Genomic DNA, 13,286 nt, shown 5'->3' on the forward strand with positions numbered 1-13,286 from the left:
GCACTACACCCACCATAAATGGGGAGTTTCCACCGTATTTGAGGAATCTCCCCCACCCTGTTTTTCGATCACTTGTCACACTCCAAGCCGCCAGTCAATAAAACTGAACTTTTTCTTCGCGCTGCTGTAGTGGCTCAATTGTTGCTCCACTCCTTGTACCCGCATTAGCTGTCGTCCCGAGCATGGAGACGGCGGGGCATCACGCGAGGGGTGAAAAATGAAACGCGCAAAACCACCATGCAATTCCATCGACTTGCTGCGCAGGTCAAGCCTGCCCTGTGCGATGCTCCTTACTCTCAATACCGCCAATGCCGTGCCGCTCGACGATGTCAGCCAGCCGCCACCGACGGACCCCTCGGCGTATACCAATCCGCCCGCCGACCCTACGGCAGCGTTGGAGGCCTTGAAAACAATGCCGCCGACCAACCAGGGCGCGATTGCCCTGCCCAACGGCGCGTACGGTGACCGCAAGACCCCACGCGCTGAGAACGCGCTGCCGCCGAGCCTGCAAACTTCGTTCAAAATCCCCACCAACGGCAAACCCAGTCCGTTGTTCGGGGCGCAACCCTTCACCCAGCAACTGCTGCTGATGGAGGAGTTCGGCACGGAAAAACTCGACCCGACACTGCCCGCACCGACACTGACATTCCCTGTGCCCCTTGCCGGCCCGGCGCCACAGCAGGACCCGAACAGCATCGCTCGCAGCGGCCCGTCGAGTGCGGCACTGGAAGCCTTCATGCGCCAGCCCGGGCTTTACCCGTTTCCGTCGCAATACTCCAACGTGCTGGATCGCAACCCCTGGAAATCGCAGATTGAAGCCTTCCTCAACCGCCATCCGGTCGGTTCTCCAGCCGAAGGTCGTCCGCCAGGAAAGGGCTGGTCCCATCAACGCTGGAACGAGTTTTACCCGCAGGTCGCCTTCAAAACCGTGCAAGTCGGCGCCAAACTTAACGGCGGCATGCGCGACCGCCGACAAATGCACAACTACGCCGCCGGTGAGTTCGGGCCTGGCGGGCTCTACTACCAGACCTCGGACATCCCGACCACCACGGGCACCACCAAAGGCATCGACACCCGTTTTCACCCCAAAATGCCGATTCAAAACCACAAGGCCCTGTGGACCTTCGACGGCACCTTTCCGGTAAAACTGCTGATGGTGCGCTACGGCCAACCGGTGCTGATGCGTCACTACAACGCCTTGCCGATCGACCCTGCCGCCAACATGGGTTTCGGCCTGCACACCCTCAGCACCCACGAACACAACGGCCACAACCCGGCCGAAAGCGACGGCTATACCAATGCGTTTTTCTTTCCGGGGCAGTACTACGACTATCGCTGGCCCATGCAACTGGCCGGCTACGACACCATCAACACCAAGGCTGAAGATCCTCGCGCGGCGTTCCCCTGCGCCCCGGGCGAAACCCTGTTCGTCAACGACACCACCCCTGGCCTGAAAACCTGCAACAACGGCACCATCAAGATCCGTGGCGACTGGCGCGAAACCATGAGCACTCACTGGTTTCACGACCACATGCTCGATTTCACCGCGCAGAACGTCTACAAGGGCAACGCGGTGATGATGAACTACTACAGCGCCCTGGATCGTGGCAACGAGGCGGTCGAGGACGGCGTCAACCTGCGCCTGCCCAGCGGTTCGGCCATGCCCTGGGGCAACCGCGACTATGACGTCAACCTCATGGTGGCCGACAAGGCCTGGGATAAGAACGGCCAGCTGTGGTTCAACCCGTTCAACACCGACGGCTTCCTCGGCGATCAGATCCTGGTCAACTGGCAGTACCAGCCGCGCCTGAACGTGCGCGCTCGCAGCTATCGTTTCCGTATCCTCAACGGCTCGGTGTCGCGCTACTTCAGGATCGCGCTGGTGCGTGAAATCGCCGGCACCGGCGGCGAATTCCCCGGACCGGCGGGTTCCGGCGTGTCGTTTGCACGCGTGCCGTTCCACTTGATCGGCAACGACGGCAACCTCATGGAACACGCCGTGCCGTTCGACGGCAGCATGGACCTCGACGCCGACGGCGACCTGCAGGACCACAACGCTATCCTGCCGGCCCAGGGCATCGCCGAGCGTTACGACATCATCGTCAACTTCGCGAAAAACGGGATCAAGACCGGCGACAAGCTGTACTTCGTCAACCTTATGGTGCACGAGGGCGGCAGGGGACCGGAGATAGAACCGGTGAGCCTGGCCGATGTACTGTCCGGAAAGTACAAAGCGGTGCTCAAGCTGGGTAGCAAAGGACTGGAATGGGACAACGGCGACCCGGTCGTGGGCAAATTCATGCAAATGGTGGTTCAGCCTTACAGCGGCACCGATGTGAGCATGAACCCTGCCGAGTACGAGCCGGCCAAACCGGGCAAGGTAGCGGGCAAAATCATGATTCCGCTGACCCTCAACCGTGACGATCCGACGGTGCAGGCCAAACTCAAACTGGCGCGGCATCGCGAGTTCATCTTCGGTCGCTCTGATGGCACCGACGAAGAACCCTGGACCATCAAGACCGACGGTGGTTTTGGCTACCAGATGGACTCACGGCAAATCAGCGCCGCCCCGCAACTGGCCAACGGTCCGACGGATGCCGGGTTCTCCGGCGACGGCACCCTCGAGGTGTGGAAAATCAAGAACGGCGGCAACGGTTGGAGCCACCCGGTGCACGTGCATTTCGAAGAAGGCATCGTCCTCAACCGCGACGGCAAGGCGCCGCCGGAATGGGAAAAAGGAGCGCGCAAGGACGTCTATCGCATTGGCGAGGGCATCGACAGTTCGGTGGATGTGGAAATAGCCGTCCGCTTCCGCGAGTTCGCCGGGACCTACATGGAGCACTGCCACAACACCCAGCATGAGGACACTTCGATGCTGCTGCGCTGGGACATCGAGAGGCCCGGCCAGTTCCAGTTGATGCCAACGCCCCTGCCCGGCTGGGACGGCGTCACCTATGTGAACTCCGCGGCGCTGCCGACCTTCCGCACCGGCGAAGGCGAAAACAAAAAACCGGTCGCCAAACCCGACAGCGCCAGCAGCAGAGACGGCAAACCGCTGACCATCAATGTCCTGGCCAACGACTCCGATCCAGACGGTCATGTGCCACTTAAAATAGTGGGGTTAACGCAACCGAGTGCCGGCAAGGGCACGGCCGCGGTCAGCACCGACGGCGTACGTGTGATCTACACGCCACCGTCCACAATCGCAGCGTCGTTCGTCGCCAGCTTTACCTATCAAGCCAGCGATACCAAGGGCGCGTTATCGACACCGGCGACAGTGACCGTGGCGGTCTCGCCGCCGGTAATACGCTGACATGACCGCTACGCCGCAGCCCTGTTCAGGAATTGCCTGAAGGGCTGCTTGCAGCGTGGCAGGTTGTGTTCCTGGGCGGAAAATCTCAACGGGTCGATAGCTGCCTTTCATGGGCAGCTATCGATTTTCATCCAAACGCGATCGGCAACATGCTGTCCAAAGCCTCCTAAAATATTCACTCATCCAGTTGCTACAGGGCATCGCCCAACCGGCTGATATTCGCCTAACGCCTCCTCCAGAACCAACTTGAACATGCCTCCCCATTCCAGAGGAAACACCCCCAAAAACGGGCTTTATTTACCCCAACCCTAGATCGAAAGAGCCCCATAAACAGGTTAAACCGGCAAGGCTTCAGGCTCTATAAGTGTGGCATAGAGTTTGCTGATTCTTAATTAGGACATTAATGAAGAGACCGGGTAAGCGGCATTTCCAAGGCATCTGCATTCAACAGATAATGAAACACCCACGCCGAAGTTCGCCGCTCATAGTACTTTGCTATTTCAGGGAGTTTCCGTCATGCCCCATGAGTCGATAACGCTTACATCAATACTCATTCTTCTCATTTTTACTATAGGGGTAGGCTGGAACCTCATCGGATTGTTATTCGATTAAGAATAAACGGAAACTTTTATAACTCACCTTCCGCCACTCCAACATGCCTATATATATTGGAAGACGATGGTCTCAAAAAATCTTTTTGATAAAGGAAAAGCGTCAGGTACTTTCAACCCTGACTGCTGATCGGCAGCCCTGATTAAGGAGCCCTCTCATGCCACTCGTTCGCATCGACATCAAAAAGCATCAAGACCCCGCTTTCGCCAAACGTGTCGGGCAGTTGATTTATGCTGCCATGCACAGCTCGATTGGCGTGCCGGAAAACGATAATTTCCAGATCCTTGCCGAACACGATGAGCAGCATTTCATCTTTGATCCCGGCTACCTGGGCATCAGTCGCACCGACAGCCTGGTAGTGATTCAGATCACCCTGAGCGAAGGCCGAACCATCGAGCAGAAAAAGCTCCTCTATAAAACCATCGCCGAGAGCCTTCACAAGGAACTGGCGGTGCGGCTGGAAGACGTCTTCATCAATCTGGTGGAAGTGAAGAAAGAGAACTGGTCGTTTGGCAACGGCATCGCTCAATACGCGCTATGAGCGGTCCAACAGCAGTGGCGAAAGTGACGGCATGACGCGCGATCAACCGTTCGCTATGATGCCCGTCATCTATCCACCTTCCCTACTTGTGAGCCGCCATGCCCCGAGTCTCCCGCAAACAAGCTGACCTCAACCGCGAGATCATCGTCGAAGCCGCCACACGGCTGTTTCGCGAGCGCGGCCTGCACGGGATCAGCGTCGTCGATGTGATGGGCGCGGCCGGCCTGACCCATGGAGGGTTCTATGGTCACTTCGAGTCAAGGGAAGCGCTGGCGAAAGAGGCTTGCACCCGGGCGTTCACGCAGTCGATGGAACGCTGGAAGCAGAAAATCGCCGCCAGCGACGACAACGTCTCGGCCCGCACCAGCATCATCGCGCCCTACCTGTCAGCGGCCAATCGCGACAACCCGGGCGAAAGCTGCCCGGTCACAGCGTTCGCCGGTGACATGTGCCACGAAACCGCCAAAAGCGGTCTGCACCAGACTTACACCCAAGGCCTGGAAGCCTTGCTGCAGATGCTTACGCCCTTGATGGGTGCGGACCATCCCGAAGCCAATCGCCAGCAAGCCTTGGTGGATTATTCATTGATGGTCGGTGCGCTGACGCTGTCGCGTGCCACACACGGCGACGGCTTGTCCGACGAGATTCTCGACGCCGCCCGTAATTTTCTGACCTCTGAAGGTAAATCAGTCTGATCAACGGCGTGTGCAATCCCCGTGCGTTGCTAAACTCCTCTGGAATCAGCAATCTGAAGCAACATTCGAGATCCGACATTCAATACCCACAGGAGCCCAGCATGCCTGCAACCGTTCTGGTACTGGTTGAAACCATCAATGATTACTTGCCGATTCTCGAACATCAGGGCTTTCACCTGATTCTGGCCCCGACGCCGGCCGAGCGCGCCGACGCCATCGCACGACATGGCGCTCAGATCGATGCGGTGCTGACCCGCGGCCCGCTGGGTTTGTACGCCGATGAAATCGCCGCCCTGCCCAACCTCAAGATCATCTGTGTGATTGGTGCCGGTTACGAGCACGTCGACCTGCAAGCCGCCGCCAACCGCGACCTCACCGTCACCAATGGCGCCGGGGTCAATGCCTCGTCAGTCGCCGACCATGCCATGGCCATGTTGCTGGCGCTGGTGCGCGACATTCCCCGTTGCGATGCCGCCGTACGCCGCGGCGAATGGCCGAAGATCATGCGCCCTTCCCTGGCCGGCAAGCGCCTGGGGATTCTCGGCCTCGGCGCCGTCGGCATGGCCATCGCCAAACGCGCCGCCGGCTTCGACATGACCGTGAGCTACCACAACCGCCAGCATCGCAGTGACGTCCCTTATGCCTTCTGCTCGACGCCGACCGAACTGGCACGCGCATCGGACTTTCTGGTCATCGCCACGCCTGGCGGCCTGGGCACCAAACACCTGATCAACAAACAAGTCCTCGACGCCTTGGGGCCCAACGGCTTTGTCGTGAACATTGCCCGAGCCTCGGTGATCGCCACGGCAGACCTGGTCAGCGCGCTTGAACAGCGACGCATTGCCGGTGCCGCACTGGATGTGTTCGATGCAGAGCCCCACGTGCCGGAGACACTCAAGGCGCTGACCAACGTGATCCTGACGCCGCATGTCGCGGGATTGTCCCCGGAGGCGACCCAAGGCACCGTTGAGCTGGTGGGGAAAAACCTGGTGGCATTCTTTTCCGGTCAACCGGTGTTGACCCCCATTGAATTACCCGCACCGGTCACCGCCGTTCTCGTTCGCTGACTAAAGGATGCCCGACAGCGTCCAGAGCCGGGGCGCTGTTCGCCCCCAGAGCCCTGCCCCCGCGCCTGTTCCCGCACATCAGGAACGCTGATTATCCAGCAACACGCTAACCTATAAGACCGTGCCACGCTTGTGGCTACCCCGGCGCACCATTAGATTAGCCAATGATGTCTGGCCTCCAAAATAAGCAGAAGGGATAAGCATGGCGCTTACTGACCAGTCCACCCGTATCCGTACCGGCGAAGAACTCGATGCCAGCCTGATCGATCCATACCTCAAGGCCCACATTCCGGGTTTGAGTGGCTTGCCTGTGATCAGCCAGTTTCCCGGCGGTGCGTCGAACCTGACCTACCTGCTGGAATACCCGGAGCAGGAATTTGTCCTGCGTCGGCCGCCGTTTGGCCACAAAGCCAAGTCCGCGCACGACATGGGCCGCGAATTTCGCATCCTCAATCAGCTGCGCGACGGTTTTCCGTATTGCCCCAAAGCCTATGTGCACTGCACCGACGAGTCGGTGATCGGTGCCGAGTTCTATGTGATGGAACGGGTCAACGGGATCATCCTGCGCTCCGAACTACCGCCGGAACTGGGCCTGGACTCGGCGCAAACCGAGACCTTGTGCAAAAGCTTCATCGACAAGTTCGTTGAGCTGCATCGGGTCGACTATGAAGCCTACGGTCTGGGCGACCTCGGCAAGCCCGAAGGTTATGTGGCGCGGCAGATCAAAGGCTGGAGCGATCGCTACGAAAAAGCCCTGACCCCGGACGCGCCGAAGTGGGAAGTGGTCAAGGCCTGGCTCAACGACAAGATGCCCGCCGATCACCCGACTTCCAGCATCGTCCACAACGACTACCGCTTCGACAACGTGATCCTCGACCCGAGCAACCCGATGCAAATCATCGGCGTGCTCGACTGGGAACTCACCACCCTCGGCGACCCGCTGATGGACCTCGGCAACACCCTTGCCTACTGGATCGAGGCCGCCGACCCGGCGCCGGTGCAGCTGATGCGTCGCCAACCGAGCCACGCCCCGGGCATGTTGACCCGCCGTGAATTCGTCGATTACTACGCCGAGCGCTCGGGCATCCAGATCGACAATTTCGACTTCTACTACACCTACGGCCTGTTCCGCCTGGCCGGCATCGTGCAGCAAATCTACTACCGCTTCTTCCACGGTCAGACCCAGGACAAACGCTTTGCGCAATTCATTCACATGAACAAACTGCTGGAGCAGATGAGCCTGCAAGTCATCCAGAAATCTACGCTCTGATCGCAGCGCTGATTGCACCCATGGCCCCAATAACAAGACTTTTTATAAGAGAATCCCATGTCCAAGACTCAGTTGTTCGACCTCGACGGTAAGATCGCCTTCGTCTCCGGCGCCAGCCGAGGCATTGGTGAGGCCATCGCAAAACTGCTGGCCCAGCAAGGCGCCCACGTCATCGTCTCGAGCCGCAAGCTCGACGGTTGCCAACACGTGGCCGACGCGATCATCGCCGCCGGCGGCAAAGCCACCGCTGTCGCTTGCCACATCGGTGAAATGGAGCAGATCAGCCAGGTCTTCGCCGGCATCAAGGAACAGTTCGGGCGCCTGGACATCCTGGTCAACAACGCCGCGACCAACCCGCAGTTCTGCAACGTGCTGGACACCGACTTAAGCGCTTTCCAGAAAACCGTCGACGTCAACATCCGCGGCTACTTCTTCATGTCGGTGGAAGCCGGCAAACTGATGCGCGAAAACGGCGGCGGCAGCATCATCAACGTCGCGTCGATCAATGGCATCTCGCCGGGCATTTTCCAGGGCATCTACTCGGTGACCAAGGCTGCCGTGATCAACATGACCAAGGTGTTCGCCAAGGAATGCGCGCAATTCGGCATCCGTTGCAACGCCCTGTTGCCTGGCCTGACCGACACCAAGTTTGCGTCGGCACTGGTAAAAAACGAGGCGATCCTGAACACCGCATTGCAGCAGATTCCGCTCAAGCGTGTGGCTGATCCGAGTGAAATGGCGGGGGCGGTGCTGTATCTCGCGAGCGATGCGTCGAGTTATACCACTGGGGTTTCGTTGAACGTGGATGGCGGGTTCTTGTCCTGATTTGATTTCTCCGGATGAACGAAAGGCAGCCCTGGGGCTGCCTTTTTTGTTCACACCAACACTAAGCGTCCCGCGGATCAATTTAGGGCCAGTTACAGGGACTACTGATCACGCACGAACTCAACTGGCTTTCCAGTCAAATCCAAAACCCTGAAATAGCCCTTGATACTCTTCACATTGCGGATCGCCAACTGTACATGCGTTTCATGCATAAAATCCGTCCCGGGATAAAGACATTCCCCCTCCCAAAAGGGTGAACGAACAGAATCGTACGCTGGCGCTTCCGTAAGCTCCCGAAAAGTATGCAACGCATCAATGACCTGACAATCCAGGCGACGCAGATAGGGCTTATTTTTCTGCAGAGGCTGGCCGCCCTCTTCTTTTGAGGCAGCTTCAAGCCAGAGGTAGGTCTGACGGATTTCACGTAATGCACTCTCGGTCGTGAAATCCAGGCAACGGCCCAAGTCAATCACAGCGCCAATCACGAACGGAGTCTTGATTGAACGCCGCTTTTGTGCGTTTGTCGCAAAACTGAGTGCGCGTTGCGGGTTGTTTTCCCAAAAGTAGGCGCCGCGACCAAGCCAATCATAATCATTGGTGCTATCTAGAAGCGTCGCTTCGCCGGCCAGGACACGCTCGCCGATGTCTCGCTCACACCCATGAAAACCAAGAACAAAGGAAGGAGAAATGCAATACATCAGTGAGCCTTGGCTTTCCCATTCACGCGCTCGAAAAACTCCCGAACCTTGTTCGGATCCTTAAGCATCTCAGTTGCATATTCATCAATTCGCATCGAGGCGCATGAAGCGGCTGATATCTTGGTTCCGTTTGAACCAACCATGATCCAGCCAGCCTCAGCCGATGTTTTAAGTCCTTCACTATCCATACCGAGCTTCACTCCTGATCCACTTTTTGCAACTGCTGCAGCGATAAGCCCATATGCCTTATCGGGGTTTATTTTGGACGTACCGGCACGACCGCTAACGATTTTGCCGCTTGATAGCCGGATGATTCCTCCGTTCTGAAATCCGGCAGAATCACGCACAGCCTTAGCCTCGTGACGATCACCCTCAACGAAAAGGCAGGTTTTTTTTTCGAGATCCTTCGACATGGCCACCTCTATTTGAGCATCGTTGCATTGCTCAAATCTGTTTAGTTAATGGCCAATATAGTCCGCAGCGTATTCCCCGTCATCTAAGCCCGCGTTTTGTCATTGATCTGCTCGCCAGAAAACAATATAGGCCCATCACAGGGGGCACAAGCCAGTGAATTCCTACGTAGTTGTAGGCAATGGCACATCGCGCTGTAGCCATCTCGCTGCCTCGCCAGCCTTGATGAAATGAATATTTATTCCGCATATTGCATTAACAGAATATTTATTCCATAAAGTGCCTTCTGAAAAACAAAAATCAAAAGGCCTTTCATCATGCGCGAACTCGGTATCGGACTCATCGGCACAGGTTTCATGGGCCGCGCCCACGCCCTGGCCTTTCGCAACGTCAGCGCGGTGTTCGAACTGCCCCTGAAGCTCAAACTTGCGGCCCTCGCCGACGCCGATCCAAACCGCGCCCGGCACTGCGCCGATGCCTGGGGTTTTGAAACCGCGCACAGCGACTGGCAACAGCTGATCGATGACCCGAAGGTCAATCTGATCGCCATTACCACCCCCAATCACCTCCACTACCCCATGGCCATGGCCGCCCTCGCCGCTGGCAAACCGGTGTATTGCGAGAAGCCTTTGGCGGTGAACCTGCAGCAAGCCAACGCCATGCGTTTGGCCGCGAAAGCCGCAGGCGTGGTGACGCGAGTGGGATACAACTATCAGCACAACCCGATGATCGGGCTGGCCCGGGAGCTGATCGACAGCGGCGAGCTGGGGCAGATCGTCAGTTTTCAGGGTGAGTTCAGCGAAGACTTCATGGCCGATCCCGCTTCACCGTGGTCGTGGCGTTGCGATGCCGATCACGCGGGCGGCGCGCTGGCGGACCTGGGCAGTCATTTGCTGGCGATGGCGCGCTATCTGGTGGGCGATGTCGAATCCGTGTGCGCCGACACCCAGACCGTGCACCAGCAACGCCCTGCGACGGCGGGCAGTCAGGAGCAACGGCCCATTGTCGTCGACGATCAGGTCCACGCGCTGCTGCGGTTCGCCAATGGCGCGCGCGGTACGCTCAGCAGCAGTTGGCTCAAGCATGGCTACAAGAATCACCTGAGCTTCGAGATCAGCGGCACGCAAGGCACCCTGGCGTTCGATCAGGAACGCCTGAACGAGCTGCGGTTTTATCGCGTCGGTCAGGACGGTTTCCAGCGTTTGCTCGCTGGGCCGAACCTGCCAGGTTACGCCGCGTTCAGCCCGGCGGCGGGTCATCAGTTGGGGTACAACGAACTCAAGACACTGGAAGTGCACGACCTCGTTATGGCGCTGGCCGGCCTTTCACAGGGGGGCACTGACTTTGAGCAAGCGTGGGAAGTCGAGCGTCTGGCGACAGCCATCCGGTTGGCGGCAAACGAGTCACGCTGGGTCAGGATCGAGGAGGTCTGAGGTTCAGAAGCCCACGGCTCCCGGCACCCGTGATGGTGCCGGGTCACTGCGCCACTCGACTCGACGACGGCTTACTGCGTAACGCAACGGGTCAGCGTCGTCTCCCGGGTCACTTCTTCGGTCACTCTGGCGTCGCCCATCACTTCGGTTTGTTCAGAGGTTTCGCAAGTGCGTTGAGGAACTGGAGGTGGAGCGGCAGGCGGCGGAGGTGGCGGACTGGCGCAACCGCTGAGAATCGCTACGCAGAAGGCGAGCGACAGAGGCGAAAAAGCACGTTTCCCAAGACTGTTCATAGGCTGTCCCGCGGTAAGTAATCGACACTTTCCGCGACCCGACACCCTTACCGCGAAGCCGCGGAATGATCACAGAAAATAATACCCTCGCATTTCTTATAGCCTAGCCAGCCGCCAATGCCAGCAAATGAAGCACTTAGCCCCTTTCCAATCCTGAAAAACGACAGCTCCTACGAATACGAGTCCTGCCTCTGATGCAAACTGTTGCTCTCGAGCTCGTAACGCAGCTCCTCAATCAACGATGTGACCGCTTCCGGGGTTCTGAGGTGAGTGACACTCAGGCCACTGACCACCAGATCCACTTGCCCTGACACCGGGTGGTACAGCTTCACCGTCACCGAGTTGTCTCCCGACACGCTGCAATCACACGCCAGGGGGGAAAAGTGCTGTTCCAGTTGCGCACGCAGTTGCGCCAGATAAATCATTGCGATTCACCCATGGGCCGGCTGACCCCGTCGACTGAAAACCTGTTGAATTGGCCGAGCATGCGACTGTTCCTTAAGCTGTTTCGTAGAGGACGCGATACCGACCAAAAGCCCGTTTCGCACCCTTACAGATTAGGAACTGCCGCGGCCCGCCAGAACATCCATTTGCACTGCCCGGCCTAGTGCATTTGCACCTTAACGCTGACCTTTCGGCCGCCACTCGCTGGAGAACAGACCGCGTTCCCGCGCCCACACAATCGCTTCGCTGCGACTGTGCACATCCAGCTTGGAATACACCGTCGACACATGGTTGCGCACCGTGTTGGGGGCCAGTTTCAGGCGCGCTGCGATCTCCTTGTCCGCGAGGCCTTCACAGATCAGGCCAAGCACATCGCGCTCGCGGGCGGTCAGGTCGGTGAAGGACACGCTGGGCAATTGCGGCGAGTTGATGTTCTTCACGTTGGCGAGTTTTTCGATCAGCGTGCGGGTGAACCAGGAGGCGTCTTTCATCACTTCCTCGATCGCCGCGACCAGCTCCAGCTCGGTGCGTTTGCGTTCGGTGATGTTCATCAACACCAGCAGGTAGCAAGGCTTGTCCTGAATGTTCACGGTGTCGGCCGACACCGTGCAGTCGATCAAGGTCGAGTCTTTCCTGCGGATTCTGACATCGACCCGATCCAGGCTTCCGGCCTTCTCCAGTGCTGCAAACAGCCGGGTTCGCGCACCCTTGTCATCGATAAAGTCGAGCTCGGCGACGGTTTTGCCGAGCACTTCTTCACTGGGATAAGCGAGGGTATCCAAAAAGGCTTCATTGACGTCGATGACCACCTGATCCTGCGCATCGCAGACCAATGTCGGCACTGGCGTCAGGCGAAACGCCTTGGCAAACCGCTCCTCGCTCTGGCGCAGCGCCACCTCGGCCTTGTGCCGCGGCTCCATGTCGACGAAGGAAAACAGCATGCAGTCTTCCTCGTTGAACTCCAGCGGTTGCCCGGCAACGATCACCTGTTTGCTGCCGCCTTCAGGCAGTTTTAACTCGGCCTGCATCTGAGGGATCGTGGTGTGATCGCGTAGACGCTCGATGGCCAGGTCTTTGTTTTCAGCCCCGTCGAGAATGTCCAGCTCATAGGTAGAAGCACCGATCACCTGGTCGCGGGCATAGCCGGTCATTTCCAGGAAGCCCGCATTGACCTTAATGTAACGCAAATCGCTGAGGCGACAGATCACCGCCGGCGCGGGATTGGCGTTGAAGGTCTTCTCGAATCGCTGCTCGGCGCTGGCCCACTCCGAGACGTCGTCCATGATCAACACCAGCGACTCCGGCTCGCCAGCGCTGTCGGTCAGCACCATGCTGCGCACGTTGTGCACCCAGGTGCGTTCTTCGTCGCCGGTCGGTGTCACCTCAACCAGCACATCGGCGAACGTCTCACCCTTGGCGACGCGACTGAGCGGGTAGTTTTCCGGCGCGACCGGGTGATTATTGCGATAGCGCAAGGCAAAGCGTTTGGCGTACTCCTTGGCATTGACGCCCAGTTCGCCGATCCCACTGACGCCGTGCATGGCCAGCGCGGCTTCATTGGCCCACAGAATGGTTTGGTCGAGCTCCAGCAGAATCACCCCGTCGGACAAGCCGGCGATGATCTGCTGCAACTGACGGCGATTGGTTTCGGTGGTCAGGACGTCCTGGCTCATTGCATCTCCAC

11 protein-coding genes are annotated in these 13,286 nt (G+C 58.4%); 7 read left to right on the forward strand and 4 right to left on the reverse strand.

Going from position 1 to position 13,286, the window contains the following annotated elements; translation table 11 throughout:
• Positions 1-217 precede the first annotated feature (217 nt).
• The 6 genes from ACA072_RS15915 (at position 218) to ACA072_RS15940 (ending at position 8,323) form a co-directional block, all read left to right on the forward strand.
• A complete protein-coding gene (locus ACA072_RS15915) occupies positions 218-3,313 on the forward strand; it encodes an Ig-like domain-containing protein (RefSeq protein WP_497618873.1) in 3,096 nt (1,031 codons plus the stop codon).
• Positions 3,314-4,082: 769 nt separating this feature from the next.
• Complete coding sequence (locus tag ACA072_RS15920; protein WP_497618875.1) at positions 4,083-4,466, forward strand: tautomerase family protein; 384 nt, start codon at positions 4,083-4,085, stop codon at positions 4,464-4,466.
• A gap of 98 nt (positions 4,467-4,564) precedes the next feature.
• Complete coding sequence (locus ACA072_RS15925) at positions 4,565-5,161, forward strand: TetR/AcrR family transcriptional regulator (protein ID WP_497618877.1); 597 nt, start codon at positions 4,565-4,567, stop codon at positions 5,159-5,161.
• A 101-nt stretch (positions 5,162-5,262) separates the two neighbouring features.
• Entirely contained in the window at positions 5,263-6,228 is a 966-nt protein-coding gene (locus tag ACA072_RS15930; RefSeq protein WP_497618879.1) for a 2-hydroxyacid dehydrogenase, read from the forward strand.
• Positions 6,229-6,430: 202 nt separating this feature from the next.
• Positions 6,431-7,498: a phosphotransferase family protein gene (locus tag ACA072_RS15935; RefSeq protein ID WP_497618881.1), complete on the forward strand. Its 1,068-nt coding sequence runs from the start codon at positions 6,431-6,433 to the stop codon at positions 7,496-7,498.
• A gap of 57 nt (positions 7,499-7,555) precedes the next feature.
• Complete coding sequence (locus ACA072_RS15940; RefSeq protein WP_109630332.1) at positions 7,556-8,323, forward strand: SDR family oxidoreductase; 768 nt, start codon at positions 7,556-7,558, stop codon at positions 8,321-8,323.
• Positions 8,324-8,424: 101 nt separating this feature from the next.
• On the opposite strand, the gene ACA072_RS15945 is transcribed toward ACA072_RS15940, so the two are convergent.
• A complete protein-coding gene (locus ACA072_RS15945; RefSeq protein WP_497618883.1) occupies positions 8,425-9,021 on the reverse strand; it encodes a hypothetical protein in 597 nt (198 codons plus the stop codon).
• Positions 9,021-9,434 carry a hypothetical protein gene (locus ACA072_RS15950; RefSeq protein ID WP_497618885.1) on the reverse strand — a complete coding sequence of 138 codons (414 nt, stop codon included), beginning with the start codon at positions 9,432-9,434 and terminating at the stop codon, positions 9,021-9,023. The genes ACA072_RS15945 and ACA072_RS15950 overlap by 1 nt, the downstream gene beginning before the upstream one ends.
• A gap of 315 nt (positions 9,435-9,749) precedes the next feature.
• Between ACA072_RS15950 and ACA072_RS15955 the strand changes: the two genes are divergently transcribed.
• A complete protein-coding gene (locus tag ACA072_RS15955) occupies positions 9,750-10,865 on the forward strand; it encodes a Gfo/Idh/MocA family protein (protein WP_497618887.1) in 1,116 nt (371 codons plus the stop codon).
• 463 nt (positions 10,866-11,328) lie between these two features.
• On the opposite strand, the gene ACA072_RS15960 is transcribed toward ACA072_RS15955, so the two are convergent.
• A complete protein-coding gene (locus ACA072_RS15960; protein WP_497618889.1) occupies positions 11,329-11,583 on the reverse strand; it encodes a DUF1652 domain-containing protein in 255 nt (84 codons plus the stop codon).
• Positions 11,584-11,778: 195 nt separating this feature from the next.
• The gene (locus tag ACA072_RS15965; RefSeq protein ID WP_497618891.1) at positions 11,779-13,275 is read right to left on the reverse strand and encodes a PAS domain S-box protein; all 1,497 of its coding nucleotides are present in this window, start codon (positions 13,273-13,275) and stop codon (positions 11,779-11,781) included.
• Positions 13,276-13,286 lie beyond the last annotated feature (11 nt).

The organism is Pseudomonas sp. LBUM1656, from assembly GCF_059716065.1.

Excerpts from the sequence above, each read along its gene's own strand:
- ACA072_RS15915 (WP_497618873.1), top strand. The coding sequence starts at position 218 with ATGAAACGCGCAAAACCACCATGCAATTCCATCGACTTGCTGCGCAGG.
- ACA072_RS15965 (WP_497618891.1), bottom strand. The coding sequence starts at position 13,275 with ATGAGCCAGGACGTCCTGACCACCGAAACCAATCGCCGTCAGTTGCAG.
- ACA072_RS15935 (WP_497618881.1), top strand. The coding sequence starts at position 6,431 with ATGGCGCTTACTGACCAGTCCACCCGTATCCGTACCGGCGAAGAACTC.
- ACA072_RS15940 (WP_109630332.1), top strand. The coding sequence starts at position 7,556 with ATGTCCAAGACTCAGTTGTTCGACCTCGACGGTAAGATCGCCTTCGTC.
- ACA072_RS15960 (WP_497618889.1), bottom strand. The coding sequence starts at position 11,583 with ATGATTTATCTGGCGCAACTGCGTGCGCAACTGGAACAGCACTTTTCC.
- ACA072_RS15925 (WP_497618877.1), top strand. The coding sequence starts at position 4,565 with ATGCCCCGAGTCTCCCGCAAACAAGCTGACCTCAACCGCGAGATCATC.
- ACA072_RS15950 (WP_497618885.1), bottom strand. The coding sequence starts at position 9,434 with ATGTCGAAGGATCTCGAAAAAAAAACCTGCCTTTTCGTTGAGGGTGAT.
- ACA072_RS15930 (WP_497618879.1), top strand. The coding sequence starts at position 5,263 with ATGCCTGCAACCGTTCTGGTACTGGTTGAAACCATCAATGATTACTTG.
- ACA072_RS15955 (WP_497618887.1), top strand. The coding sequence starts at position 9,750 with ATGCGCGAACTCGGTATCGGACTCATCGGCACAGGTTTCATGGGCCGC.
- ACA072_RS15945 (WP_497618883.1), bottom strand. The coding sequence starts at position 9,021 with ATGTATTGCATTTCTCCTTCCTTTGTTCTTGGTTTTCATGGGTGTGAG.
- ACA072_RS15920 (WP_497618875.1), top strand. The coding sequence starts at position 4,083 with ATGCCACTCGTTCGCATCGACATCAAAAAGCATCAAGACCCCGCTTTC.